Raw genomic sequence first — 26,782 nt, 5'->3', positions numbered from 1 at the left:
AGAAAGGCGGCCTCGGGTGAAGCCCCGGCCCTCTCCCAGGTGAACGCTCCGCACGTAAGCAAGCAGGTTGGGCCGGTGTGTTGGCAATGACTCGAATGGATTCGGCAGAACTCAAAGCCGGCCGCCGCACCGGTCACTAGTCTCCGCCCATGGGGATGGGGGCGGTGCTGCGCCGCTGGCGGGCCGACGGTGCCACCGCGGCTGCTGTGGCGGCGACTGTGGTCACCGCCATGGTGATGCTGGCCGCCGGGCCCATCTTCGCCGACGCGGTGTCGGTGGCCTCGCTGCGTCAGGCGGTTGTGGCCGGGTCGGCGGCCGAGGTGACCGTCGAAGTCGCAATCGCCGGAACCGAACGGCCCGGGGTCGACTACGACGACCAGATACGTCGCCAACTCGGCGCCGCGCTGGCACCGCTGGAGGCGCAGATCAGCCGCCATGTGCAGGCGGGCGGCTCGTTCTCGCCATCGACGGCCGCACCAGACGAGCTCACAGTTGTTGCCGAGCTGTCTTCGTTGGAAGGGCTCGAGGCTCATGCCGGCCTGGTCGAAGGCTCGTGGCCCACCCATGACGCGTCGACCGTCCAGGTGGTTGCCGCGACCGACGTAGCTGCGCAGATGGATCTCGACGTCGGCGATGGTCTCGAGCTGCAAGCCCGGGTCGGAAACTCGGCAACACTCAGCGCCCGGCTGGTCGGGATCTTCGAGATCGAGGATCGCAACGACCCGTTCTGGGTTGGACGAGACCGAGTGGCCACTGGAGTTCTCGAGAGCACCCAGTTTCGGACTCTGCAGCTGGTGACGTCGGAGGAATCGTTGCTGCGGGCCTCGACGACCTGGGCGTCGTCTTGGCTGGCGCTGCCTGACCTGTCGAAGCTCGAACCTGGCGACGCGCTGCGCGTCGCCGGGCGGGTCTCGGCCCTGGGGACCTCGCTGACCAGGAGCCTGCAGCCCACCGACCTGGTGAGGAACGAGTCGTGGAGCATCGGGGTGTCGAGCGAGCTACCCGCCAACCTCACAGGCAATACCGACGCTCTGACCGTCACCCGCTCGACCGTGGGTGCTGCAATCGCAGGCGTCGCGGTCGTGGCCGGCTCGGCCCTGGTGTTGATGGCGGCGCTGACGTTCGACTCGCGGCGCTCGGACGCAGCCTGGTGGACGGCGCGCGGTGCCAGCCCGGGCCAGCTGCTGCAAACCGTTGTGGCCGAGGCCACGTTGGTGGTGGTTCCCAGCGTTGTCATGGCTCCGGTTGTGGCCGTCGCGATTCTCGGCCGATTCGATGGCGTTTTCGCGTCGGGAATCGACGTGTTCGAGCCCAGGCTCGTCGCCTCCAGCTACTTGGTCGTCGCCTTAGCCGGGGTGGGAGCGGTAGCGCTGCTGGCCTGGCCCACCTGGCGGGCAAACAGGCCGACGGGTACCGGACGCGGCGACCGCCGGCTGCAGCTGCCCGGCGGTGTCCAGCGCGCCGGAGCCGATCTGGCCTTGGTGTGTCTGGCAGGTGTGGCCTATTGGCAGCTTCGAGCCACCGAGGCCGCAACATCGAGCTCTGGAAGGCTGGGTGTCAGCCCGCTGGTGGCGGCTGCTCCGACGTTGGGATTGCTGGCCGCCAGCATCATCGCCATCAGGGCAGTGCCTCTGCTCGCCGGCCTGGCCGAGCGGCTGCTGCCCCGTTCGAAGGGCGCTGTTGGCTCGTTGGCGGCGTGGCAGTTGGCCAGACGACAGGGCCGCTACCGCCACTCGGCACTGCTGCTCTTGGTGGCCACCGCGTTTGGTGTGTACGCCCTGACGTTCTCGTCGACGTGGGACCGCTCCCAACGAGACCGCGCCGATCATCTGGTGGGCGCAGACATCCGCGCCCAGGTGCTCGGCGGTGGAGGTTCGGTCGCCGAGCCGTATCTGGCGGTGGCGCTGGAGGCGATACCTGGTGTCGACAGTGCCACGGCGGCGGCGTTGGGCAACGTGGACGTCCAGGGAGCCGACAGAGCCAGGTTGCTTGCGATCGACACCACAAACGCGCCCTCGATCTCCGATCGATTCGATGGCTCATCGAGCTTCGAAGCCGCCCTCGAAGCTCTGGCAGCCCGCAGGCCGCAGCTGCCCGCTTGGTCGCTGCCCGATGGGATCACGCGACTCGACATTGGCTACGAGGTCGCTGTGGTGCAGCCGCCGACCGGCGACACCGCTTCAATGGCCGCTTCGGCGGGGGTGTGGGTGAGCGACGGGAGGGGGCTGCTGCATCACTTCGACCTCGGGCCGCTCGACACGTCGGGCGACCCTGGCAGCGTGGCGTTGAACGTCGTCGGGCCCGACGGGTCGGCGATCGTGGGACCCATTGCCATAGTCGAGTTCGAACTCATTGCGGTGGGCCAGCGCGGTGTCGACACCGGTGCGCAGGTGAGGCTGGGGCCCTTTGACGCGACGCTCACCGACACCGGCCGCACGCAGCTCGACGCCGGGTCCGTGGCATGGCAGGCAAGTATCGACGTGCTGTCGGGCTTCAACCGGGGTCCGGCCCTGGCCGTGGATCGATCGGGTGAGGTGCTTCGGATCGACCTGCGGACGGGCACGTCGTTCAACCAGGTTCCGGTAAAGGTGCGACTTCGCCCGCCCGGGCCAGAGCCGGCGGCAACGGTAGGCATCGTGGCCACCGACAGCTGGCTCGACGACCGGTCGGTGGCCGTGGGCGACGTGGTTCAAGCATCGTTCACCGGCATCGACCCCGCTCGTGCCGAAGTCGTGGCCGCGGTCGGGCTGATCCCGGTTCTCGATCCGAGCCCGGATGGGGTGTTCCTGGTCGACCTGCCGACGCTTCAGGTGCACCAGTACTCGCTCGGTGCCACTGTCACCGGATCGCACGAGTACTGGCTGCAACTCGATGCGGGCAGCCAAGTCACCGACGAGGATCTGATGGGCGAGGGCGATCTGATCGGGTCGGCGACCTCGCTGTCGGCGGTGCGAAGCCAGCTCCTGAACAACCCGCAGGCCCTGGCCGCAATCGGTGGCCTCATGATCGGATTCGTGGCTGCGGGCGCCATGGCGGTCATAGGTCTGATCGCGGTGGTGGTCATGTCCATCCGGTCGCGCCGCCGCGAGTTTGCGCTGCTGGGATCGCTCGGTATGACGATGGCACAAACCCGTCGATCGCTCCTCCTGGAACAGATGGTTCTGGTGGTTTCCAGCGTCGCCTTGGGCTCGATCTGTGGTTGGGCCCTGGCCTCGAACTACCTACCCCGGGTGATCCTCAGCGACAGTGGGGGCGCGGTTACGCCGGGTATCGAGATGACGGTGCCGTTCGGCCGAATCGCCTCGATACAGCTGGCGATAGTGGCGGGTCTGGCAATCGGCCTGTTGTGGGCGCTCAGAGACGTGGTGCGAATCGACCGGGCTGCGAGCCTGCGCGAAGGCGACGGACGATGAGGGTTGGATTGACCCGAGGCATCGGCTGGGTTCATTGGGCTCGCCAGGTAGCCGCCGAGCGATGGCTGTTGTTGACGCTGGCGGCAGCCACGGTCTTGGCCGGCTCGCTGGTGGCCTTGGTGCCGAGAGCGATCGAGGCCGCGTCGGTCGACGATCTGAACCAGGCGCTGGAGCAGGCTGCCCCGGTACAGAGGAACCTGGTTTTCGAGCAGGAGACCAGGCTGGGCGCCGGGCCCGAAGGCAATCGCTTCGAGTTGGTCGAGCGGCGACTCGACATCCTCATCGAGGAACGGGTGCCCGGCGACGTCGCCGAGTTGATCGAACAGGCGACCTTCGTCTACGAATCACCGCGCCTGACGGTGTCGTACCTGCCAGAGCTCGAGGCCGGACCATTCCCGACGACGTTCAACTTCCGCTCGTACCAGGGCATTGCCGACCACGTGACGCTGGTGCGAGGCCGCGAACCCGCGGCAGCTGAGCCGCTGCCTCTGGCGTTCGGCGACTGTCCCGCAAACATCGACCTGACGCTGCGCCCCGACGAGCTTCCCGACGGTTGCGCGATTGCGTCGGTACCCGTGTTCGAGGTGTTGTTGAGCGAGCAGACCGCCACCGACATGCGCGTCGAGGTCGGCAGCGAGCTGTTGTTGTTGCCCGACGTCATCGGCGACCGCGCCTGGCGTACGGCCGAACGCGGCATCGGCGACGTTCGGCTGGTGGCCCGCGTCGTCGGCATCGTCGCGCTCAGCGACCAGCAAGAGCCGTTCTGGTTCGGCGATAGCTCGCTGCACCGGCCGCGCATCACCGAGAACGCGGACTATCGGCTGGTCTATGGCGCAGGCCTGTTCAGCGACGACCAGTATCTGCCGCTGTTGCGGGCGTTCTCGGGAGTCGACGCGGACTACGAGTTCCGGTACCTCCTCGACCGCGACAGGGTCGCGTCCAGCAACCCGGCCGATCTGATCGCTTCGATCGAACGGATCGATCGGGTCGACCTGACGTTGGTCACCGATCTGCCGGCGATTCTCGCGACACACCTCGAGCAGCGAAACCTTGCGCTGCGGCTCGTGTCGCTGGTGCTGGTGGGCGTCGCCTGTTCGGCCATGGCCGCAGCCGCGATGCTGGCGCGTGTAAGCGCCCGACGACGACGTCCGGCGCTGTTGTTGATCGAACGGCGGGGGGCCTCGCGAACACAGCTGATGGTTCCAGCCGCAGGGTCGGCCTTGGTCGCTTCGCTCCCCGCAGCCGGCGCAGCGTTGGCCGCCTCCAAGGTGCTGGTGCCCGACGCCTCCTGGGCGGTGTCTGTTCGTCTCACCGCGCTACTGGTGCTGGGGACCGTTGTGGCGGTGGCCGCCATCGGCTCGCGGCCGCCCCGCTCGGCCCGCTCGGCCGCAAGCGACATGCGCAGGGTCACCGCCGAGATCACGGTCTTGGTATTGGCCGCGGCCAGCCTCGCTCTGGTCAGGCGCCGCACCACTGCCACTTCGGTCGAGGCGGGTATCGACTGGTTGCTGGCTGCGGTGCCGGTTCTGGTGCTGGTTGCAGCAACCCTGGTCGCCCGGCGCGTGATCACGCCTGTGGCCTCGGCGCTAGCGGCGGTCGCGGCCCGCGCAACCGGGCTCACCTGGCCTGTCGGGTTGCAAAGGCTCCACCGCAACCTGGGGCGCTCGGCCAGCGTATTTGCAGCCTGCGTTCTGTCGATTGGCATCGCGTCGATGGCGTTGGTCGAGATGGCCGGCCTCGACGACCGCGCACAAGCGGCGGCCTGGTCGACCGTGGGCGGCGACTTCCGCATCGAGTCGCTGCATCCCGACATCGGCCTGCCATCCGAGTTGGCACCGCTGCTCGACGGTGCACCGCTGGTGGCTTTGGGCAGAACCCTTCCCACTGTGCGGTTCTCGGGTGCGGGCGCCACCGCTGTGGCCCAGCTGGTGGCCGTCGACACAGCGAACTATTCGGCCCTGTTGTCCGCCAGCGGCGGTTTTGCAGCAGCGACCGCCGCACTGAACCGCGTGGCGGCGGCCGATGCCCAGGCCGAGCCGTCGGGGCCGATACCTGCGATCGCCGTGGGGTTCGGGTCCCAGCGACTGCTGACGGGCGATGTCGTCAACGTTTCGGGTGTGGGAACCGGGGTCGAGTTCGAAGTGGTTGGCTCGGTCGCGTCGATGCCGGGAGTAGCCACCCGTTCGGGGGCACTGGTCGTCGACCTCGGCCACTTCGCGTCGGTGGCCAACGACCGTTTCGCCGACCCCACCTGGGCCGTTCTGTCGGGCGACAGGGCCGCCGAGGCTGCCGCCGTCGAGCTCGTCACCGATCTGGACGGGGTCGCCATGACGTCGCGTTATGCGGTGTTGGACCAGCTAGTAGCCGACCCGCTGACATCGTGGACACGCCGCGGACTGTTGGCAGCCGGGGCCATATCTCTCAGCTTCGCCATAGTGGCCGTTGCAGCCTCGGTGGTGGTCGCCCAAGCTGCCAGTCGCCACGACTTCGCGATGCTCGCCATCCTCGGAACTTCAAAGACCCAAAGGCGCCGCGTGGCCATGCTCGAGCACGTTCCGGCGGTGGCGGTGTCGGCCGTCGTGGGGGTTGTTGTGGCCGTGTCGACGACCAGGCTCCTCGAGGCATCGCTGGGCCTCGACGCGTTCTCCGGTGATGTCGCCGACGTAGCGCTGAACGTTGGATGGACGAACCTGACCATCGCCGCAGGGCTGATGGTCTTGGCCGCATTTGCAGCGGCCCGAGTCGTAGTAGTTGTCAGGGACGGAGCGCTTCCAGAGGTGCTCAGAAGGGGAGCCGAGCGAGATGAGCAATGAGCCGGCCGGCGACGATCCGGCCATCGTGTGCGACAACCTGGTGAAGATCTACAAGACCGGCACCCTCGAAGCCATCGCGCTGCAGGGTCTCGACCTGGTGGTCGAGCGCGGCGAGTTCGTTGCCATCGTGGGCACGTCGGGCAGCGGCAAATCGACACTGCTCAGCATTCTGGGAGGCCTGGTGACGGCCTCGGCCGGATCGGCCCGAGTCGCCGGCAGCGACCTGCTGAAGATGAGCCGCAGGCAACGTATCGCCTACAGACGTCACAAGATCGGCTTCGTATGGCAGCAGGCGGGCCACAACCTGTTGCCGTACCTGACCGCAAGCGAGAACGTCCAGGCTCCGATGGCATTGGCGGGCGTGTCCAGGTCCAGGCGACGGGAGCGGTCGTTTGCACTGCTCGACAGCGTCGGGGTCGCCGATCGCGCCGACCACCGGCCAGACCACCTGTCGGGAGGCGAGCAACAGCGGGTCGCAATTGCAGTGGCGCTGGCCAATCGACCTCAGGTGATCTTCGCCGACGAACCCACGGGCGAACTCGACGCCAAGTCGGCTGACGACATCGTTTCGGTGCTGAGAACCGTGAACGAGCAGCACGAGGTGACAGTGGTCGTCGTCACCCACGACATGCGCCTGGCCGCAGGGGTCAACAGAACGGTGGCGCTGCGAGACGGCCGCACCAGCGGCGAGGTGCTGCGCCGCGCCGGCCTCGACGCCGACGGCGCCGCAACCACCGTTGCCGAGGAGTTCGCTGTGCTGGATCGTGTCGGGCGCCTCCAGCTGCCCAGTGAGTACGTCGACGCCCTCGCTCTTCAGGACCGGGTCAGGCTGACCCTTGCCGAGGACCGAATAAACGTCTGGCCCGACCGGCCAGGTTCAGGCACGCCGTTCGCCGATCCGAACGCCCCGACCGAAAGCCCCTCGCATGAGTGACCTGGCCGTGCTCGAAGCACGAAACCTCAACAAGACACACGGATCAGGCCCGCGAGCGGTTCACGCCGTGGTCGATGTGAGCCTGGAGGTGACGGGCGGGTCGCTCCTGGCCATCACGGGCAGGTCGGGCAGTGGCAAGACAACACTGTTGAACCTGCTTGGCGGGCTGGAGACGCCGACCTCTGGCAGCGTGCTCCTCGACGGCCTCGACCTCACAGAGCTGAGCGAGGCCCAGAGAACCGAACGCCGACGAACCGACTTCGGCTTCATCTTCCAAGGGTTCGGGCTGCTTCCGATGTTGACGGCGGCCGAGAACGTCGAGGTGCCGCTGCGGCTGGTCCGCACCGACCCACATGCCCGCAGAGAGCGGGCGATGGCGCTGCTGGAGATGGTGGGCGTCGGGCACAGGGCCAGCCACCGGCCCGACGAACTGTCGGGCGGCGAGCAGCAGCGAGTCGCGATCGCCAGAGCGCTGGCCAACCGGCCGCGCGTGCTGCTGGCCGATGAACCGACTGGTCAGCTCGACTCGCGAACCGGCGAGGAGATCGTGAAGGTCATCGCCGAGGTCGTGCGCTCCGAACAGGTTGCGGCCGTGGTGGTCACCCACGACGTCACGCCGCTGGCCCACGCCAACCAGGTAGTGGAACTGGCCGACGGCCGGATCTGAAGAGGGCCGCCTTCCCACTGGCCCCGGCCCTGCCGGTCAGGCGATGCGATCGAACATGTCAGGCGTGATCTCGTACACCGCCGGTTCGCCCGCGAAATGGCGCCGCAATTCCTCGACCGCCAGCTCGCCCATCCGGTTGCAGTTCTCGATGCACCCCGCGATGTGAGGCGTCAGCACCACGTTGGGCAGCGAGCGAAGCGGGCTGTCGGCGGCAGGCGGCTCGGGGTCGGTGACATCGAGGAACGCAAACATCCGGCCTTTGCGAAGCTCGGCCACCAGGGCTTCCTCGTCGACGAGCTCTCCCCTGGCCGTGTTGATCAGCGTGACCCCGTCTTTCATGCGGCCCAAGACGTCGGCGTCGATCATCCGGTAGGTGGCGTCGTTGGCCGGGGCGTGCAAAGACACCACATCGGCGCGCTCGGCCAGCTCGTGCAGGGTCACCACCTCGACCCCCAGCACTTCGGCATCCGACGTCGACAGGAACGGATCGGCCACCAGGATGTCGACCTCGAAGGCCCCCAGCAGCTCGATGACGTGACGACCGACATTGCTGGCACCGACGATCCCCACCGTCGAGCGACCCAGCTCCCTGGCATCCCAGTCGTCCCAAACCGGGCTGTCGCGCCAACCGCCCTGCGACACGTGAACGCCCAGTGGCCAGACTCGCTTGCGGCCGACGATCATCAGGCCCAGCGTGGTCTCGGCAACGTCTCGGGCCAAGGTGATGCCTGCGCTGGTGACCTTGACACCGGCGTCGAACACGGCCGGCGACACGAAGCGCTTGACGCTGCTGCCCATGTGAGCCATCGCACCCAGCGATGGGGCCGCGGCCATCACGTCGGCATCGAGCTGGGCGACTCCCCAGCTGGTTATGCAGCCATTGGCGTCGCTCAGCAGCTCGAGCAGTGCGTCTTTGTCGGCGGGGTCGTCCGATTCGTGGTGGACAACCGAGGCGAACTCGTCCAGCCGGCTCCACGCCTCGTCACTGAACATGCGGCCATAGTTCGAGCGGCCGATCGTCACGGCAACCACAGGTTTGTTCATTCTCGGTCTCCGGGGTCAGTTCGAAGTGTCTGTCATTTCGAGGTATCTGTCAGTTCGAGGTATCGCTCGTATCGGTGGCTGTTGTCGAGCTGGTGGCGCGGCTGCATTCGATAGCCGCCATCGGCGGTTTCGATCTCGATCGATCCCCATCCCAGGGCGTCCGCCGCCAGCACGGCCGCCCCGAGCGCGGGCCATGGCCGGTCTGGCCTGACCACCACCGTTCGGTTGGTGGCGTCGGCAATGGCCTGCACCAGTTCGCGGTTGCGGGTGCCTCCCCCAACCATCACCAGCTCGCTCGATAGGTGTTGCCCACCCGCCGATTCGATCGCTCGGCGTACTTCGAACGCGCAGGTCTCGAAGACACAACCCAACACGGCACGCCCAGCGCCCACGAATCGGCCCCACTGGGTGCGATCAGACTCGAGAAGCGACGGCACGAACAAGGGCGAGTATTCCCCCACCGGGCCGTCGTCGAGCGCGTCGAGCGCCCACGCGACAACCGCACCGAGGCCGCCGATGTTCGTCGATGTCGTCCAACGACCGTCCACGACGTGGGGGCTGAGGTTGAACGACGGCTGCAACCCCTGCAACGAACCGTCGGCGACCACGTTGGTCAGAACCCACGCAGTGCCTGCCGACAAGAATGCCTGCCCGGTGTCGCGCACGCCCAGAGCAAGCGCCGAGCACGTCTGGTCGTGCCCGCCGGCTACCAGACGCACGCTCGGACCAAATCCGAATTCGTCGGAGATCACCCCGATGTCGTCTCCACTGGCCACCAGGTCGGGCAACCGGTCGGCTGTGGTGCCGGCCAACGCACACAACTCGGTGCTCCACACCCGGCGACCTGCGTCCATCAGCTGAACACCCGCCGCGTTCGACGGGTTGGTGGCGAATCGACCGGTCATCAGGGCGGCCAGATACGCGTCGACCGGACCGAAGCGGGCGTCAGAGCCGAGGCCTTCGTTGCGGAGCCACGCGATCGACGACAGTCCGAGACCCGCCGATGCCGACCAGCCCGAGATGGTTCTCACCTTTTGTATGGTCGGATAACCCCAACCCTCGACCACAGGCTTAGACCTGGCGTCCATCCAGGTCAGCAAACGGCTCAACGGAGCCATTCTGTCATCGACGGCTAGGACCGAACCGCTCTGTGCTCCCATCGCCAGAGCGGCTGCGGCCACTCCCCCACCTGCGGAATCGAGAGCACCCAGGCAGGCATCTCGCAAGGCGTCGGCGACGTCCTCGGGCCGCTGCTCGGCGGCTCCGGGCGATTCTGCGATGGTCTCGATCGGGGCCGATGTGCCCTCGCCCACCACACGGCCGGCGCGATTCACCGCTGCGGCCTTGACCGAAGTCGTGCCGACGTCGACACCGATGACGACCGCGGACGGTGTCATGAATTGAGTATCGCCAGCGCCTGTTCGACCGACGCGTCCTCGTGGACGACGGCCACGATCGCCGCCGTCATCGCCGTCGGGTTGTCGCACTGGAACACATTGCGACCGATCGCCACTCCCCTGGCACCGGCATCGATCGCCGAGCGAATGTTCTGCAGCATCAGCGTCTCGTCGCCCTTGGCGCCGCCCAGTATCACCACCGGAGCGAACGTCTTCGACGTCACCTGGTCGTAGTCGTCGCAATAGGGCGCCTTGATGAAGTCGGCGCCCAGCTCTGCGCCCAGACGCGCCGCCAATGCGATTGCGTCTGTGCCCCGTGATTCGGGGCCGCTGTTGAACCCTCCGGGAACCATCTCACCCAGCACGGGCAAACCCCACTCGTGGGCCTCTGCGACGGTTCTGGCCAGGTTCTCGAGGGTGTCTTCCTCCTTGTCCGAGCCGGGCATCGCTGTGACCACCAGGGCATCGGCGCCGAGCCGAACCGCGTCGACCGGCCCGAAGAACTGCGACAACGAACCCGTGCTGGGGGTGCCCAGGTTGGTCGCGGCTCCGTCCGACCTGACGATCAGCCCGACCCTGCTGAGCGGTTTGGCAAACGCTCTGGCAATGCCATACGAGGTCAAGATCGCGTCGGCGCCTCCGGCTACGACGGCTTCGATCGTGTCGCCGGGGCTCTCGAACCCTTCGCACGGCCCGTCGATCAGACCGTGATCGAGGGCGACGATCACCGCCCGACCGTCCTCGGCGAAGATGCGGTTGAGCCTGCGGGTGGTCATTTGGGTGTTCCTTTGATGATTGGAAGCGAGTTCTCGATGATCGAGAGGTTCTCGTCGAGGTCGGCCGACAGTGCGTCTATGTGTATTGCATGTAGGTCGTGTTGTGCCGCCATCGCCGCCACCTCGGCCGCGCACTGGGCCGGCGTACCAGCCACCTGATAGCGGTGCAGCAGATCGTCGGTGACCAGCGGATCGACCGCGGCCGCATTGCCGGTCTGGGCCGCCTCGACGATCACCGCCACCTGGTCGGCGTCGAAGCCCAGTGCGTCCAAGGCACGTTCGGGCGAGTCCATCAACACATATGACAGCGTCAGTTTCTGGGCTTCCAGCATGGCGGGCGTGTAGCAGATGCGGCCCAGATACATCCGTTTGGGATGCGGTCTGCCCGCGGGTACTGCTCGCTCTACCTCGGCGATGGCGCCGGCCAGATCGGGTTTGACGGTGAAGATCACCCCGTCGGCTTCACGGCCGGCGAGACCCAGCACCAGCGGCCCCCGACCGGCGATCCAGAGTTCGACATCGGCCGCGCCCGACCCGAGCCTGGCATCGACGACCGAAGCCGTCTGGCCATCGACCGATGCCAGCTGACCCGTCCAAAGGGTGCGGGCGATCTGAACTGCGTCGGTCATGCGCCGGAACGGTCTGATCCGGTCGATGCCCATAGGGGCCAACACCATCGAACCGCCCGCAAGCAAGGTGCCCACCACCCGGCCGGGGGCCAGGGCGTCGACAGTGGCCAGGGCGTTGGCCGTGGCTGCCGGATGCCGGGTGTATGGGTTGGTCATCACCCCCAACTTGATGTGGCTGGTCTCGCGGGCGATAGCCCCCAGGCTCACGTACACATCGGGATGAAAGCCCTCGTCGGCGATCAAGCAGTAGTCGTATCCCAGGCGCTCGGCCTCGATGGCGATCGCTATCACGTCGGCTGCAGGCATCAGCGGCACGATGTGGACGCCAGCGGCGAGTCCGGTCTCAGCCATGTGCGTGTTTGCGGTGGCCAAAGCGTTGGCCACCGTCGACGATGATCGTCTCGCCGGTGATGTAGTCGGCCTCGATCAGGAACCTCACCGCGTGGGCCATCTCGGCCGGAGTACCCCAGCGGCCAAGCAACGTGTCGTCGGCCACCCTTTGATATGTGGCGTCGTCGTAGTTGTGCGGGCGCAGCGCCGGGCCGGGGATCACCGCATTGGCCCTGATCTTCGGGGCCAGTTCCAGCGCCAGTTGCCGGGTCAGCGACAAGATTGCACCCTTGCCCACCGCGTGCCCCGCGAACGCCGGCCATGGCTCGTAGGCCGTCAGGTCGCCGATTCCGATGATGACACCGCCGTCGCCGCCGAGCATCACCGGGGCCACACGGTTTGCGCAATAGAACGGGCCGTGCACCAGGGTGTCGATCGACTTGTGCCACGTCGACAGGTCGTCGGTTGGCAGAGGGTCGGGAAGGAAGGTCGAGGCGTTGTTGACCAACACGTCGATGCGCCCGAAGCGTTCCGCCACGGCGTCGACCATGGCCGTGACCTGCTCGTAGTCGCTGACGCTGGCCTGCACTGCCATCGCCTGCACACCGAGGGCTTCGGCCTCGGCGACGGTCTGGTTGGCAGCGTCGGCCGACGAGTTGTAGTTCACGACAACGTTGGCGCCCGCTCTGGCCAGCTCGAGGGTTATGCCCTTGCCGACCCTGATCGCTCCGCCCGTGACTATCGCCGTCTTTCCAGCCAACTCCATGGCGCGCCACCCTAGTCCCGCCATTGTTTGGTGCCTGGCACCAGACGGGTCAGCCGTGGGCGTGTTTGCGGTGCCCGAAGCGCTGGCCGCCATCGACCACGATGGTCTCGCCGGTTATGTAGTCGGCCTCGATCAAGAACCTCACCGCGTGGGCCATCTCGGCGGGGGTACCCCAGCGTTCCAGCAGCGTCGTCATGGCCGCGGCCCGGTTGGCCTCGGGTGTGTCGCCATCGACCGGCAGCGCCAGGCCGGGTATCACGGCGTTGGCCCTGATGGTGGGTGCCAGCTCAAGCGCCAGCTGACGCGTCAACGACAGCACGGCGCCCTTGCCGACGGCATGGCCCGTATAACCGGCCCACGCTTCCTCACCGCTGAGATCGCCGATGCCGATGATCACACCGCCACCGCGCTCGAGCATCACCGGGGCCACCAGATTGGCGCAATAGAACGGTCCGTGCACCATGGTGTTGATCGACTCGTGCCATGCCGACAGGTCGTCGGTCGGCACTGTGTGGGTCAGGAAGGGGGCAGCGTTGTTCACCAGGATGTCAATGCCTCCGAAACGCTCGACGGCGGCCTCGACCATGCCCTGCACCTGCCGATAGTCGCCCACGTCTGCCTGCACAGCCAGGGCGCCAACCCCCAGGGCCGAAAGCTCGGCGACGGTCTGGGCGGCAGCGCCGGCCGAACGCCGATAGTTGATGACGACGTTGACGCCGCAACCGGCCAGATCGAGAGCGATTTCCCTGCCCAGGCGCCTGGCGCCACCGGTGACTATCGCTGTCCTACCCGCCAGATCCATGAGCATCCCTTGCCGTCGTGCGCTTGAGCCCCAACGCCGCGGCAAGGCATCCCATTCCCAAAACGGCCGAAGTCACCAGAACCCCCACCAAACCGTCGGCGACAGCCGCGGCGGTGGCATCGGCCACCTCGACGGCATCGGACCCGTCGCTCTCGAGAACGCTGCGCACCACCTCGACATCGCCCACCTGAGCATCGACGATGCCCAGCAGCACGGCGCCCCCCAGGGCAACGCCGATGCTGATCGCCAGCACGCGCAGGAACTGGTGCGCGGCATTGACCCGGCCGAGTTCTTCGACGTCGGCCGAGCGCTGAATCATGGTGAGCGCAGCCGTGGACGCCAGCCCTATGCCGATACCCATACCGAACATCGAACAGAACACCAGCCCCAGGGGCGCGTCGACCCACACCAGGGTCGCCGTCAGACCGATAGCCGGCACCAGCCAGGCAGCGCCGAACACAACCACCGAGGGCTCAGACCAGTTGCGCATCAGCCGGGCATATATGAACGAACCGCCCGTCCAGCCGACGGCGATGAACAGCACCGAGAACGCGGCAAATCCGGCCGACCGACCCCGGCTGACCTGCAGGTACAACGGCACGTAGTTGTCGACCGCCACACCCGCGGCCAAGACCAGACCCGCTGCGAGGTGGATCCACCGCAACGGCATTCTGGTCAGGTGACGGCGTTCGAGGACCGGCGAATCGTGGCGCCCGGCGTGCAGCCAGTAGACGACGAAGGCGGCCACAGCACCCAACAGAGCCGGCACGGCCAGAGCCCAGTCGATGCCAACCTGGCCCAGCCCGAACAACAAGAAGAACACCATGGCCGCCATCAGTGCGACGCCGAGATAGTCGATGCGCATCCGGCCGGCATCCGGGCGCTTGTCGGGCAGCGCATTCCAGCCGGCGAGCAGAGCCAGCGCGGTCAGGGGCACCTTGATCCAGAAGATCAGCCGCCAACTGGAGAACTCGAGCAGGATCGCCGCTATCGCCGGGCTGCCCACACCCATCGCAGCGAAGACGGCCTCGTTGGCGGCAAACGCCGAAGGACGAAGGTCGTGAGGAAAGGCGATGCCGACCGCGGCGATGGCCACCGCGAACATCAGACCGCCACCGAGGCCTTGGGCCAAACGCGCCACCAGCACCCAGCCGAGCGTCGGGGCCAAGGCCACAGCAACGCTGGTCAACAAGAACCACGTACCCATCACCTGGAAGGTGCGCCTGACCCCGATGGCATCGATGATCGGGCCGGCGACGATGACCGCCACGGCGCTCGACCCGAGGTACGACGTGACCACCCACGGCAACAGGGCGACATCGCCGAGGTCTTCAGCAATCGAGGGCAGGGCTGCGATGACGGCCAGCGCGTCGAACGCCGCAAGGGCGATGACGGCCAGGTTCGCGAGGGTGACCGGGGCGTAAGGAGCCGAGAATATGCCCGATCGCGCCCGGCTCACCTGCGGTTCAACCGGCTGGGAACGCCTGCTTTGGCGAAGACGCGCCTGGCGGCTTCGGTGGCCTCGGCTATGACGGCTTCCTCGTCGACGGTGGTCACGACGCCGTCATCGACCACCACCCGACCGTCGACCAGGACATGGGTGACGTTGGCGGGCGTCGCACAAAACACCAGGGCACTGGGCACCCGGTGCACCGGGGCCGTGAACACGGTTTCGAGGTCGACGACCACGACGTCTGCCTTGGTGCCCGGTTCGAGCCGGCCGGCATCGGGGTTGGATGCCGCCACCGCACCACCACGGCAGGCCATGTCGATAGCGTCCTCGGGCTGAAGGGCCATGGCATCGAGGTGGTGAACCTTCTGAAGCAGCACCGTCGATTTCATGACCTCGAACATGTCCTGGCGGTTGTTGCTGCCGGGGCCATCCGACGCCAGGGCGATCGTGATTCCTCTGGATCTCATGTCGAGGATTCGAGGCACCCCCGAGGCCAGATACATGTTGCTGACCGGGCAGTGCACCACCACGGCATTACGCCGGGCGATCAGGTCGAGTTCGTCGTCGTCGAGCCACACGCTGTGTGCCAGCTGCACGTCGGGCCCCAACACACCCAGCTGTTCGAGCCAGTGGACGTGGCGCACTCCGCGCTCTTCGAGGCTCATCTCGACCTCGACCGCGGTCTCGGCGCAGTGGATGTGGGTTCCCGCGCCCCACGACCTGGCGTCGGCGGTGGTGACCTTCATGGCCTCGTCACTGCATCCCCACGGGATCAGGGGCGCCTGCTCGATGCGGATACGGCCGTTGTCGTGGCCATGCCATCGCTGGCGCAGCCTGGCGGTTCGCTCGAGCACGGTTTCGGCCGACTCGGTGAGGTTCGGTTCGTAGTTGCGATCGGCCCAGCCCCTGGCCAGCAGGTACCTGACACCCAGCTCGTCGGCCGCCGAACAGATGCCATCGTCGATCTGCTCGTCGATGTGGATGTACTGGTGGTCCAGTATCGAGGTGGCGCCGGTACGGAGGTTCTCGATCATCCCGACCAGTGCCGCCAGCCGGGCCGACTCGCGGTCGAGATGAACCGCGCCGGGCCAGATGCAGTCGCGCAGCCAATCCAGCAGGGGCTTGTCGTCGGCAAGGCCCCGGAAGAACGTCTGGAACAGATGGGTGTGCGCATTGGTCATGCCGGGCATCACCGCGGCCCCCGACGCGTCGATTACCCGACCAGCGCGAAGGCGCACTTCAGAAGGCGGCTCGCCCGGCCCGAGGCCCGCAATGCGGTCACCCTCGATCTCGACCCAGCCCGGATCGTGGATGGTGCGCTGGTCGTCGACGGTGACCACAGCACCGTTCTCGATCAGGATCGTCACAGCTCTAGCTCTTCTCTCGAGAACGCGGCGCCCGTCAGGCCGGTCACGCCGACGTTGGAGTCCAGTCGGCGAATGCGTCGACAACCGGCTTGATGTCTGGCATCAGCGGGTAGAGGATCGGGCAGGTGACGCCCGCGTCGATGTATTCGGCCACCTTGGCCTGGCATTGCTCGGTGGTGCCCACGGCCATCAACTTGCGAGCCAGGTCGTCGGGTATCAGGTGGGCGGCTTTTCGGTAGTCATCCTCGGTGGCGGGCCAGCCCACGACCTCTTGCACCCGCGCAACCAGCTCGGGGTCGGCCCCCGACGCCTCCATGATGTGGGGCTCTGTGCCCAGGTAGTAGGCGACCAAAGACTTGCCGGTGAGCATCGCCTCTTCGGGGTCGTCGTCTGACAACGAGCAGGCCAGCAGCTCGGGGCGGTCGATTTCTTCGATGGTCTTGCCGGCCCTGGCGGCCCCGGCCGCCACCTTGTCGACGGCGTCTCGGATGTACTCGGTGGACACGACATAGTTCAGCACGGCACCGTCGCAGATCTCGCCGGTGAGCTCGAGCATCTTGGGTCCGGTGGCGCCGATGTACAGCGGAATGTTGCGTGGGCTGGTGTCGCCGTAGGCCACATCCAGCCGAACGCGGTCGAGCTTCACGAACTCGCCCTCGTAGCTGACCTCTTCCATGGTGAACAGTTCGCGGATGGCCTCGATGTTCTCGCGCATGGCCTTCAGCGGCTTGCGCCTGTCGGTGCCCGTGCGGCTGGCGATTGGTTCCCACCAGGCGCCCAGCCCCAACATCACGCGGCTTTCACCCTCGGGTGTCAGGCCGGCGAGTTCCCACATGGTGCTCCACGAGGCAGCTATCACGGCCGGGTTCCGGGTGTAGATGGGCAGCACGCCGCTGCCCACCCGCAAACGCGAGGTGTTGGCCAGGATCGCCGACATCATCACCACACAATCGCGAGCCAGGCGGGTGTCGGCCTGCCATATCTCTGAGAAACCACGCTCCTCGGCGTACTTGGCGATCTCGATCTCGTAGGCGATCGGGTGCTTGTCTTGCAGATAGAGAGCCATCCTCTGAGCCATGGGTCGCATCCTAGGTCCACTCGTCGCCGTGGTCGGCGAACGATCGTCGGGTACACGCATTGCGCTGGCCCAGTACAGCGGTTGTTTAGCTGCGACAACAAATGTTTGTCCGTGGCGAACCCGCGTACTACGTTCGTGACGTACATTTGTGCTGCCGAACACCGCACCGGGGGTTACCGAATGGACCGAACCCAACTCCTCGATCTGTACAGCGACATGTGGCTGATCAGAGCTTTCGAGCAGGGCCTCGAGCGCGAGTTCCAGCAGGGCAACGTTCCCGGGATGTTGCACACCGGGCTGGGCCAAGAAGCCGTGCAGGCAGCGCTGGCCGCCAACCTCCGTTCGACCGACGCCTTCTTCCCCGACCACCGCTGTCACGGGATAAACGCCTTGGCCCAGGAGCGCCACAAGGGCGAGGGCGAGCGCATCATGGCCGAGCTGTTCGGTCGGGCCACCGGTGTGTGCAGCGGCAAGGGCGGCAGCCTCCACTCGGCCGACCCCGAGGTCGGCAACTTCGGCGACAACGCCGTCGAGGGCTCGTACATGGCAACCGTGTTGGGGGTGGCGTTCGCTGCCAAGATGCGTGGCCGTGACGACGTCGCCTGCGCCATCATCGGCGACGGCACCGCCGGCCGGGGCGAGTTCCACGAGAGCCTCAACATGGCGGCCATCTGGGACCTTCCGGTGCTGTACGCCATGGTCAACAACGGTTATGCCATCTCCAACCCGGTGGCCAGCGCCCACGCCACCCCCGACATGATCGACAGGGCCAAGGGCTATCGCATCGAGTGCGCGCAGGTCGACGGCAACGACATCGAGGCCGCCCACGAGGCGGTGCGGGTGGCCATCGAGCACATTCGCTCGGGCAAGGGTCCTTACTTTCTCGAGTTCAAGACGTGGCGGTGGCAGGGAATCTTCTCGGGCGATCTTCGACCGGCCGAAGAGATCCGTTACTGGCGCGAAGACCACGACCCGATCCTGATGGCCGCCGAGCGGTTGGCCGAGCTGGGCGTCACCACCGAAGAACTCGAAAAGGTCGAGACCCGCCGTCGCGAAGAGATCGACGGCTGGATCGCCTTCTCGAAGGAGAGCCCCACCCCAGACCTGGCCAAGGCCACCGCCGATGTGTATGCCTCACCGGTCATGCCACGGCCTGGCGCGGCAGACACCTCACCCGGGGCACCAGCCGGCGACAGCCCGGCCGAAGATCAGGCCAAGACCCGCAAGTTCACGTTCGTCAAGGCCCTCAACTCGGCCCTCGACATCGCGATGGAACGCCACCCCGAGATGTTCTTGATCGGCGAGGACATCGGCGTCATGGGCGGCGACTTTGGTGTCACCCGCAAGCTGTACGACAAGTACGGCGCTGATCGGGTCAGGGACACTCCCCTGTCCGAGGCCGCCATCATCGGCACCTGCGTGGGTTCAGCGATGATGGGCATGCGCCCCGTGGCCGAGATCATGTTCGCCGACTTCCTGGGCGAGTGCTACGACCAGATCGTCAACAACGCCGCCAAAGTGCACTACATGTTCGACGGCCAGTTCTCGGCGCCGCTGGTGATCCGCACCGCGTGCGGCGGCGGATTCGGCGGCGGGCCGCACCACTCGCAGATGGTCGAGGGGTGGTTCCTGAACGTGCCCGGCATCGTGATTGTGGCGCCGTCCAATCCCGCAGACGCCAAGGGCCTGTTGCTGGCGGCCATCGAGTCGAACGACCCGGTGTTGTTCCTCGAACACAAGGCGCTGTACCGAGCCCGCGGTGAGGTGCCAGACGGCTACTACACCGTTCCGATCGGAAAGGCCGCCGTCGCACGCCAGGGTTCGGACATAACCGTGGTGGCCTCCATGCGTATGGTGCCGATGGCCCTGACCGCCGCCGAGCGGCTGGCCGCGGAGGGGGTGTCGGTCGAGGTGGTCGACCTGCGAACCATCAAGCCCTACGACGCCGAAACCATCGTGGCGTCGGTGGCAAAGACAGGCCGGGCGGTGGTGGCCAGCGAAGCCCCCCGCACCGGCGGGCTCGGCGCCGAACTCAGCGCCATGATCCACGAGAGCTGCTTCTCAGATCTGCAGGCCCCCGTGGGCCGCGTCGATGGGCTCGACACCCCGATTCCGTTCTCGGTTCCGCTCGAGCACGAAATCCTCCCCGACGACAACGACATCGAAGCGCAGATCCGCAAGACACTAGGCATGAGCCCAGTACCTGTTGGTGCGGGCTCGTCACGGCCAGAAGGCGAGAACTAGACATGGCCCGTCAAGAAGTCATATTGCCCAAGTGGGGCCTCACCATGGAGGACGGATCGGTCGTCGCCTGGCACGTCTCTGTGGGCGACGAGGTCACCGAAGGCCAGGTGATCGCCGATGTCGAGACCGAGAAGGTCGAGAACGAGCTGGTCTCCCCGTGCGACGGCACCGTCGTCGAACTGGTCGCCGAGGAGGAAGAGATCGTCGACGTCGGCGGCGTGTTGGCCATCATCGAGACCCGGGACTGATCGCAGTGGCCGAGGTCTCGCACAAGCTCACACGGCTGCAGCGGACCATGGTCAAGACCATGTCGAGTGCGGTTCACACCGCGGCGCTGAGCCAGGTGACGCGCGACATCGACATGTCCGCCGTGCTGGCCGACCGCGCCAGTGCTCAACCCAAGCCGTCGATCAACACCTACGTGTTGGCCGCCGTCGCCTCGTGCCTCGGCCGCCACCCGATGCTCAACGGGCGGCTCGAGGATCGGGCCGTTGTGGTGAACGACCGGGTGAACCTGGGTATGGCGGTGTCGGTGGAAGACGGTCTGGTGGTGCCGGTCGTCCACGGAGCCGACCAGCTCGAATTTGAACAGCTCGATGCGGCCGCGGCTGCCGCTGCCCACAAGGCGCGCAGCGGTTCGCTCACCTTCGAAGACATCGAAGGTGGCACTTTCACCGTCTCGAACCTGGGCATGTTCGGCGTCGACGGCGGATTCGCCATTCCCCCACCACCTCAGGGAGCGATCTTGCTGGTGGGACGCATTGTCGATCGTTTCGTGCCAGACGACGACGCGAAGCCCGTAGTCAAGCCATTCTGTTGGTTCGGGCTCACGTTCGACCACAGGTTCATAGATGGCGCCACGGCCGCCCGATTGTTGGCCGACCTCGATGCGACGCTCGCTCGGGCTTCAGAGCTGCGACAACCAGTGCCACAGGGGGATTCATGACAGCCAACAGATTCGTCGACCAGACGGTCGTGGTGACCGGAGCCTCACGAGGAATCGGCGCGGCTTGCGCCGAGGCGTTTGCGGCCGAGGGCGCTCGCGTGGCGGTCAACTATCGAGCCGATCTCGCCGGTGCGCGGGTCGTGAAGGCCCAGATCGACAACGCCGGTGGAGTCGCCGAGATCTTCCAGGCCGACATGGGCGACTCGGCCGATGTCGACCGGTTGGTCGACGAGGTCACCGAGCGGCTCGGACCCATATCGGTGCTGGTCAACAACGCCGCGATGATGGAACGAACCTCGTTCCTGGACGTTTCGCTCGACGACTTCGAAGCGGTCTGGCGGGCCAACGTCAGAGGGCCTTATCAGCTGAGCCAGAGGGTCGCGGCGGCAATGGTCGAACGCGGCGAGGGCGGAGCGATCGTTCTGGTCAGCTCGATCCTGGCCAGGCTGGCGGTTCCGAGCCGCACCGCGTACATATCTTCCAAGGGGGCCATCGAGGGACTCACGCGGGCCATGGCCGTCGACCTCGCCCCGCACGGCATACGCGTCAACGCGGTGGCACCGGGTCTGATCGCCACCGAGGCATTGCTGGCCGGCATGCCAGACACGAACCTGCAGGCCGAGATCCAGCGATACATACCCGGCGGTCGCTTCGGCCGTCCAGACGAGCTGGCGGCGGCGATCGTGTTCGCTGCGTCACCCGAGGCGAGCTACATGAATGGCTCGGTGATGGCCGTCGACGCCGGGCTGGGAGGTCGCGAGGCCGGACCGGCCTAGCACTCGATCAGCCCAGCTCGTGAAGCCGGAATCCAGAAACCGAAAGGCACATCGTTGATCAGCATCAACCGCGAGGCGATGAAGGTCGTCCGACAGATTCTCGACGACGCCGACTCGCTCGGCGTGCTCGTCGAAGCGTTGCCCAACGGGGCCACGGTCGTCGACATGGGGCTCAACGCCAAGGCCGGCTGGCGCGCCGCCAGCCTCTACACCCTGGTGACACTGGGCGGTCTCGGCGAGGTGTCGTACGAACCATTCGAGGTCGACGGGCGCATGCTGACCGCGGTCAGGGTGATGATCGATCACCCCATCGAGGCGTGCGTGGCCTCCCAGATCGCCGGCTGGCGGCTCGAAGAGCCGGGCAAGGAACACGCCGCCATCCTGGCCGGGCCCGGACGGGCCCTCAACAAGGATTCGCTCGACCACTATTTCGAGTGGACCGACTATCGCGACGACCACCACGAGGCGGTGGTTGCCATCCAGACCTCCGAGCCGATCGGCACCGACATGGCAGATCTGATCGCCAGCTCGTGCCGAGTCGACCCCAGCGACCTGTACATCCTGTTCGCCCCCAACCGCAGCCTGGTCTGCGCCGTACAGGTGGCTGCCCGCATCGTCGAGCAGACGCTGCACCGCCTGGCCGAGGAGGGAATGGACCTGCGCTGCCTCAGGTATGCGTACGGCTTCGGCGTGGTGCCGCCACTGATCGACGACGACCTGATCTCGATGGGGCGCATCAACGACAGCCTCCTGTACGGCGGCATCGCCAACATCGCTGTCGACACCACCGACGAGCTGTGCGCCGAACTCGCCCCTCGGGTGATCTCGTCTGCCTGCGAGGCCTACGGTCGGCCGTTCATCGACATATACGAAGACGCCGGCCGCGACTTCTACGAGATACCGATCGAGTTGCACTCGCCGGCCGAGGTGCACCTCAACAACCTGGTGTCCGGCAACACGTTCAGTGCCGGATCTATCAACCACGACGTCCTGCGGGCGTCGTTCTTCTAGGCTCGGCAGGATCGGGCCGAACGGGGATGGGCCAGCCGATGTCGGGGCGCAGGCACAGTCGAACCATCGTCGGCATGCAGATAGTCCCGACGATGCCCGTCGACGAGTTGATCGACACCATCGTGGTGGCCGAGTCGCTTGGATACGGGTATGCGATGGTGGCCGACGAGGGCCTGATGCACGACGTGTATGCCACGTTGGGGGCCGCGGCCAAGGCCACCAGCACCATTCGCCTCGGCGCGGTCACCAATCCGTACACCCGCCACCCGGCCGCAACCGCAGCGGCGATTGCCACCATCGATCAGCTGAGCGGGGGCCGAGCGTTCCTGACCCTCGTGGCCGGCGGCACCATGGTGTTGCACCCGATGGGAATCGACCGCAAGTCTCCGCTGGGAGCCGTCGACGACACCATCGAGATCTGCCGTCGACTGTGGACCGGGCACGAGGTGACGTGGCAGGGCCATGTCCACCACCTCCAAGGGGCGAGCCTCGGCACCGGCCCCCACGACATACCGATCTGGGTCGCGGCCAGGGGCGAGCGTCTGCTCGAGTTGGCCGGGGCCAAGGCCGACGGTGTTGTGCTGATGGCCAAGTCAGACCTGGGCCCGGCCACAGAGCTGGTCTGGGCTGCCGGCCGCGACCGTGAGGTCGCTGCCATCTACCTCGACCGGCTGGCGTTCACACCGGAGATGATCGAGGAGGCCAAGGGGCTGTATGCGTACGCCATCCTCGACAGCCCACCCCGGATGCTGGCAAACCTGGGCATCGACGGGCCTACCATCGAGGCGATGCGGGCAGCGTTCCAGTCTGGAGGTCCGGCCGGGGTTGCACCCTTGGTGACCGACGAGATGGTGTCGGCATATCAGATCGCCGGCGACCCCCAGTCGTGCCGTGCCCAGCTCGGTCGACTGATCGACACCCACCGGCTCGACGGGTTCATGCTGAACATCATCTCGCCAGGCATCGAGTCGAACACCGCCCTGCTCTCCGAGGTCATGAGCATCGTCAGGGGCGCCACCGATGAGTGAACCGAACCGATCACCCTTCGCCGGCCAGGTCGTTTTGGTGACGGGTGGCAGCTCGGGCATAGGCGCAGCCACCGCCATGGCCTTGGCCGCACGCGGTGCCCGGGTGGTGGTGGCCGGGCGAAGCCTCGAACGCCTCGAAGCGGTCGCTGCGCAGGCCGGGCCGCTTACAACCGCCGTGGCGTGCGACCTCGCGCGATGGGACGCACCGGGCGAACTCATCGCCGAGGTCGTCGACCGCTTCGACCGGCTCGACGTGGTGGTCAACGCCGCCGGTGTGTTCGAGAAGCGTTCCATCGCCGACACCGACCCAGACTTCTGGCGTTCGGTCGTCGAGGTGAACCTCAAGGCGACCGTGCAGTTGACCCGAGCCGCCTGGCCGCACCTCCAGGCCAGCGCGGGCCAGGTGGTGTTGATCAGCAGCATCGCTGCGGTCCGCGGGTTTCCCGAGAACGCGGCCTACGCAGCGTCCAAGGGTGGCCTCAACGCGTTCGGCGAGGTGTTGCGTGTCGAGGGCAGGCCCAGCGGCATACGGGTGTTGACGATCTGCCCGGCCCAAACCGACACCGAGATCTGGGAGGGCAAGGCGCCCGATGCGGTCAGGGCCGCCATGATGAGAGCGCCTGGGGTTGGCGAGTTGATCGCCGATCTGGTCGGAACCGACCGCTCCATCGACTTCGCCCCGTTGTTCATAGAACCTCCGGTCGACCCTTGGTCTGCCTCGTGACCGACCTCGAATAGGATCGACGTTCGTGCAGGTAGGACGAGAGGTCAGGCTCAGGCGTAACGAGCTGCAGATGAGCCTTCGCGAGGTCGCCGAGCTCACCGAGTTGAGCACTGGGTTCTTGTCTCAGGTCGAGAACGATCAGGTGTCGCCGTCGCTGGCCTCGCTTGGGCGCATCGCCGAGGCTGCGGATACCGCTGTACGAGCTGCTCAGTTCCGACGATCGCAACCCGGTGGTGCGTTCCGACGATCGCCCCAAGGCGACATTGGGCGCTGATGGCCCCAAGGTCGAGCTGCTGACGAACTTTGCGAACTGGCAGATGATGCCGTTCCATCGGCGGCTCGAGGTTGGCGAGCACTACGAAGCCGTACGCATCGAGCGCGCCCGCGAAGAGTGGATTCACGTGCTGGCCGGCGTCGCTCGGGTTCATCTGCGCAACCACGAGCCGTACGTGTTGCGTTCGGGCGACTCGATTCACTTCGCAAGCAACCGCCTCGACGCCGTCGACTCGATAGGCGAAGAAGCCCTGGAGATCATCTGCATGATGACTCCCCCGGCATGAGCACTCCCCCTGAGATGAGGACGCTGCGGTGAAAGTCCTGGTACTCGACGCCTTCGACCCCGAGTCGCCCCAAGCGATACTGGCCGACGCAGCCGTCGAGGCGCTGCAATCGCAAGGTCATCAGGTGACGCGGCGGGTGCTGGTTGGTGGGCCCTTCGAGGTGTTCATGTCGGCCGACGAGCGCCGCGAATACCACGGCGATCAGCCGCTGATGTCGCCCGAGACCGTCGAGGACGCGGCTGCGCTGAAGGCCGCCGACGGGCTGCTGTTTTGTTATCCGACGACCATGCACACCATCCCGGCAGTGCTGAAGAGCTGGCTCGAGCGGGTTCTGGTGCCCGGGGTCGCGTTCGTGTTCGACGAACGAGAACGCGTCCGGCCCGGCATGACCAACATCAGGCGTCTCGGAGCGGTCACGGCCACCAACCACGGCAGGCTGGCATCGCTGAAGGCTCGCAACTCGGGCAAGCGCACCCTGCTGTGGAACATCCGGCTCAGCTGCCATCGCCTGGCCAGGCGAACCTGGGTGGCGGTGCCTGCAGATGCCCCCGACCCAGAAGCTGTCAGGAAGGCGCTGTCGCGCTGGTGACACCGGCCTCGCTGTGAGGTGTGGCAAACCGAGCTTCGACCTCTTCGAGGAACTCGCGCCTCTGGCTCTCGGTGGTGCGGTCGATCTTGTACAACGACAGCCACTCGAACTGTGCGCCCGGGGCGCACAGGGGCAGAACCACCCGCTTCAAGGTCTGCAACCCAGGTTCGCCCTGGGCCAGGTTCATGAGCTTGGACGACCCGTGGGTTGTGACGACAGCGAGGTGCCGCACCCCCGACAGCGGCGACGCCTTGCCCACCTTGGGGCCGTCGACGTAGGGCCCCAGCGTCTGCTGCAGCCAAGCGAGCAGGCGCGCCGGCTGCCCGCCCCACCATGTGGGATACACGACGATCAGTTCGCTGACACCCGACAGCGAGGGCTGCGGGTCGTCGTACAGGCGTACAACCCGGTGCTGAACTCGGGCCCGGTGCAAACCCCTGATCACGGCATCCAGAACCGCTGCGTTGAAGCTGTCTTCGAGCGGGTGTACCTGCACGACCAGTGTGTCCACGGCCCTCGACGCTAGCCCAGCCCCGCTCACCCTGCCGACGACACCACGAAGGCTCCGGCCAGCACCAATGTCAGTGCGGCCAGCACCCTGGGGGTTCGTTCCTGTGCGCCGAACACCACAGCGCCCATCGCCACCACCGAGATGTTCTGCGAAGCCAGCGAAAGAGGCGCCACGATTCCCACCTGGCCCCTGTCGAGAGCGATCAGCAACACCGGCAGCGCCATGCCGATCAGCAGTCCCGAGGCCAAGAATTCGGGCGTGGCGGCCTTGAAGGCCCTGGCGGTTCCGCCTCGCTGCGTGGCAACCGCCATGGTCACCAGAACCAAGCCCGCGGCGCCCAGAACCACTGCGCCGGCCCACCACGACGACACGTCGCTGTCGCTGTTGAAGTGGCGGGCGACAACGTCGCGCACACCGAAGCTGAAGGCGGTCAAAAGCGCCAGGGCCACGCCCACACGCCTGACCCCCGAGGTCGGTTCCCAGCTGATCAGAGCGCTGCCAACCACCGTCAAGGCGGTGCCCACGATGATGGCCAGGCGCCAGTCTTCGTCCAGGAAGGCCATGGCCAGCAGCACCGAGAAGACCGGTGACGTACCCACCAGAACCGACGTGCGCGACGGGCCTATCGAACCGATCGAGGCGACGAACAGTCCCTGCGAGCTGCCGGGGGCGATGGCGCCGACCAACGCGAAGCGCCACACGTCGTCGGCGCTCGGCAGGGCCTGAGCCGAGGCCAGCGCCACCGCTGTGGCGACCAGCGAGGCGACCGAAACCCCCACCGCCGCGCCCACCAGGGCCGGAGCACCCGTGCGAGGCAGAGCCCACCGCACCACGATGATGTTGGCAGCCCAGAAGAACCCGGCCGCTATGGCCGCCGCTATGGCCGAGTCCACGAGATCGTCGCCGCTTGTTTCAGTTGGTCGG

25 protein-coding genes are annotated in these 26,782 nt (G+C 66.7%); 14 read left to right on the top strand and 11 right to left on the bottom strand.

Features of this window, described 5'->3' with window-relative positions; genetic code table 11:
• Positions 1 to 149 precede the first annotated feature (149 nt).
• Genes R2770_03125 through R2770_03110 form a run of 4 tightly spaced genes read left to right on the top strand, consistent with a single transcriptional unit; the run spans position 150 to position 7,827 of the window.
• Positions 150 to 3,413 carry an ABC transporter permease gene (locus tag R2770_03125; GenBank protein MEZ5279440.1) on the top strand — a complete coding sequence of 1,088 codons (3,264 nt, stop codon included), beginning with the start codon at positions 150 to 152 and terminating at the stop codon, positions 3,411 to 3,413.
• Positions 3,410 to 6,226 carry a hypothetical protein gene (locus R2770_03120; GenBank protein ID MEZ5279439.1) on the top strand — a complete coding sequence of 939 codons (2,817 nt, stop codon included), beginning with the start codon at positions 3,410 to 3,412 and terminating at the stop codon, positions 6,224 to 6,226. The genes R2770_03125 and R2770_03120 overlap by 4 nt, the downstream gene beginning before the upstream one ends.
• Positions 6,216 to 7,160 carry an ABC transporter ATP-binding protein gene (locus R2770_03115; protein MEZ5279438.1) on the top strand — a complete coding sequence of 315 codons (945 nt, stop codon included), beginning with the start codon at positions 6,216 to 6,218 and terminating at the stop codon, positions 7,158 to 7,160. The genes R2770_03120 and R2770_03115 overlap by 11 nt, the downstream gene beginning before the upstream one ends.
• Complete coding sequence (locus R2770_03110) at positions 7,153 to 7,827, top strand: ABC transporter ATP-binding protein (protein ID MEZ5279437.1); 675 nt, start codon at positions 7,153 to 7,155, stop codon at positions 7,825 to 7,827. Before R2770_03115 ends, R2770_03110 begins: the two co-directional genes overlap by 8 nt.
• Before the next feature lie 36 nt (positions 7,828 to 7,863).
• Here R2770_03110 and R2770_03105 read toward each other — a convergent pair whose 3' ends face one another.
• From R2770_03105 to R2770_03065, 9 genes are read right to left on the bottom strand one after another with little or no spacing between them, the layout of a single operon-like run.
• Positions 7,864 to 8,871 carry a hydroxyacid dehydrogenase gene (locus R2770_03105; GenBank protein MEZ5279436.1) on the bottom strand — a complete coding sequence of 336 codons (1,008 nt, stop codon included), beginning with the start codon at positions 8,869 to 8,871 and terminating at the stop codon, positions 7,864 to 7,866.
• A 32-nt stretch (positions 8,872 to 8,903) separates the two neighbouring features.
• The gene (locus tag R2770_03100) at positions 8,904 to 10,268 is read right to left on the bottom strand and encodes an FGGY-family carbohydrate kinase (protein ID MEZ5279435.1); all 1,365 of its coding nucleotides are present in this window, start codon (positions 10,266 to 10,268) and stop codon (positions 8,904 to 8,906) included.
• Positions 10,265 to 11,044, bottom strand: coding sequence for a hypothetical protein (locus tag R2770_03095; GenBank protein MEZ5279434.1), 780 nt, complete (start codon positions 11,042 to 11,044; stop codon positions 10,265 to 10,267). The genes R2770_03100 and R2770_03095 overlap by 4 nt, the downstream gene beginning before the upstream one ends.
• Complete coding sequence (locus R2770_03090; protein ID MEZ5279433.1) at positions 11,041 to 12,057, bottom strand: LLM class flavin-dependent oxidoreductase; 1,017 nt, start codon at positions 12,055 to 12,057, stop codon at positions 11,041 to 11,043. The genes R2770_03095 and R2770_03090 overlap by 4 nt, the downstream gene beginning before the upstream one ends.
• The gene (locus R2770_03085; GenBank protein MEZ5279432.1) at positions 12,017 to 12,769 is read right to left on the bottom strand and encodes an SDR family oxidoreductase; all 753 of its coding nucleotides are present in this window, start codon (positions 12,767 to 12,769) and stop codon (positions 12,017 to 12,019) included. The genes R2770_03090 and R2770_03085 overlap by 41 nt, the downstream gene beginning before the upstream one ends.
• Before the next feature lie 49 nt (positions 12,770 to 12,818).
• On the bottom strand, positions 12,819 to 13,571 hold the full coding sequence (locus tag R2770_03080; GenBank protein ID MEZ5279431.1) for an SDR family oxidoreductase: 753 nt from the start codon (positions 13,569 to 13,571) through the stop codon (positions 12,819 to 12,821).
• On the bottom strand, positions 13,555 to 15,030 hold the full coding sequence (locus R2770_03075; protein ID MEZ5279430.1) for an MFS transporter: 1,476 nt from the start codon (positions 15,028 to 15,030) through the stop codon (positions 13,555 to 13,557). Before R2770_03075 ends, R2770_03080 begins: the two co-directional genes overlap by 17 nt.
• Entirely contained in the window at positions 15,027 to 16,391 is a 1,365-nt protein-coding gene (locus R2770_03070; GenBank protein MEZ5279429.1) for an amidohydrolase, read from the bottom strand. The genes R2770_03075 and R2770_03070 overlap by 4 nt, the downstream gene beginning before the upstream one ends.
• 43 nt (positions 16,392 to 16,434) lie before the next feature.
• The gene (locus R2770_03065) at positions 16,435 to 17,469 is read right to left on the bottom strand and encodes an LLM class flavin-dependent oxidoreductase (GenBank protein MEZ5279428.1); all 1,035 of its coding nucleotides are present in this window, start codon (positions 17,467 to 17,469) and stop codon (positions 16,435 to 16,437) included.
• Positions 17,470 to 17,649: 180 nt separating this feature from the next.
• Here R2770_03065 and R2770_03060 point away from each other — a divergent pair, with 180 nt between their 5' ends.
• From R2770_03060 to R2770_03015, 10 genes are all read left to right on the top strand, one after another.
• The gene (locus tag R2770_03060; GenBank protein MEZ5279427.1) at positions 17,650 to 19,713 is read left to right on the top strand and encodes a dehydrogenase E1 component subunit alpha/beta; all 2,064 of its coding nucleotides are present in this window, start codon (positions 17,650 to 17,652) and stop codon (positions 19,711 to 19,713) included.
• A gap of 2 nt (positions 19,714 to 19,715) precedes the next feature.
• On the top strand, positions 19,716 to 19,961 hold the full coding sequence (locus R2770_03055; protein ID MEZ5279426.1) for a DUF2118 domain-containing protein: 246 nt from the start codon (positions 19,716 to 19,718) through the stop codon (positions 19,959 to 19,961).
• Positions 19,962 to 19,966: 5 nt separating this feature from the next.
• The gene (locus tag R2770_03050; protein MEZ5279425.1) at positions 19,967 to 20,659 is read left to right on the top strand and encodes a 2-oxo acid dehydrogenase subunit E2; all 693 of its coding nucleotides are present in this window, start codon (positions 19,967 to 19,969) and stop codon (positions 20,657 to 20,659) included.
• On the top strand, positions 20,656 to 21,435 hold the full coding sequence (locus tag R2770_03045; GenBank protein ID MEZ5279424.1) for an SDR family oxidoreductase: 780 nt from the start codon (positions 20,656 to 20,658) through the stop codon (positions 21,433 to 21,435). Before R2770_03050 ends, R2770_03045 begins: the two co-directional genes overlap by 4 nt.
• Positions 21,436 to 21,489: 54 nt before the next feature.
• Positions 21,490 to 22,446: a methenyltetrahydromethanopterin cyclohydrolase gene (mch, locus tag R2770_03040; GenBank protein ID MEZ5279423.1), complete on the top strand. Its 957-nt coding sequence runs from the start codon at positions 21,490 to 21,492 to the stop codon at positions 22,444 to 22,446.
• Positions 22,447 to 22,520: 74 nt separating this feature from the next.
• On the top strand, positions 22,521 to 23,474 hold the full coding sequence (locus R2770_03035) for an LLM class flavin-dependent oxidoreductase (protein ID MEZ5279422.1): 954 nt from the start codon (positions 22,521 to 22,523) through the stop codon (positions 23,472 to 23,474).
• Positions 23,467 to 24,198, top strand: a complete 732-nt coding sequence (locus R2770_03030) for an SDR family oxidoreductase (GenBank protein ID MEZ5279421.1) — start codon at positions 23,467 to 23,469, stop codon at positions 24,196 to 24,198. Before R2770_03035 ends, R2770_03030 begins: the two co-directional genes overlap by 8 nt.
• Positions 24,199 to 24,223: 25 nt before the next feature.
• On the top strand, positions 24,224 to 24,472 hold the full coding sequence (locus R2770_03025; GenBank protein MEZ5279420.1) for a helix-turn-helix transcriptional regulator: 249 nt from the start codon (positions 24,224 to 24,226) through the stop codon (positions 24,470 to 24,472).
• The gene (locus R2770_03020; GenBank protein ID MEZ5279419.1) at positions 24,432 to 24,758 is read left to right on the top strand and encodes a cupin domain-containing protein; all 327 of its coding nucleotides are present in this window, start codon (positions 24,432 to 24,434) and stop codon (positions 24,756 to 24,758) included. The genes R2770_03025 and R2770_03020 overlap by 41 nt, the downstream gene beginning before the upstream one ends.
• 28 nt (positions 24,759 to 24,786) lie before the next feature.
• Entirely contained in the window at positions 24,787 to 25,347 is a 561-nt protein-coding gene (locus R2770_03015; GenBank protein ID MEZ5279418.1) for an NAD(P)H-dependent oxidoreductase, read from the top strand.
• Here the strand turns inward: R2770_03015 and R2770_03010 are convergent.
• Both R2770_03010 and R2770_03005 read right to left on the bottom strand, forming a co-directional pair.
• The gene (locus tag R2770_03010) at positions 25,322 to 25,858 is read right to left on the bottom strand and encodes an NAD(P)H-dependent oxidoreductase (GenBank protein ID MEZ5279417.1); all 537 of its coding nucleotides are present in this window, start codon (positions 25,856 to 25,858) and stop codon (positions 25,322 to 25,324) included. The genes R2770_03015 and R2770_03010 overlap by 26 nt on opposite strands.
• A 26-nt stretch (positions 25,859 to 25,884) precedes the next feature.
• Positions 25,885 to 26,751, bottom strand: coding sequence for a DMT family transporter (locus R2770_03005; GenBank protein MEZ5279416.1), 867 nt, complete (start codon positions 26,749 to 26,751; stop codon positions 25,885 to 25,887).
• Positions 26,752 to 26,782 lie beyond the last annotated feature (31 nt).

Source organism: Acidimicrobiales bacterium, assembly GCA_041394185.1.
Lineage (GTDB): Bacteria > Actinomycetota > Acidimicrobiia > Acidimicrobiales > Poriferisodalaceae > JAAETH01.
The sequence above is the reverse complement of the archived record's forward strand: the minus strand, read 5'-3'. Positions and strand labels throughout refer to the sequence as shown.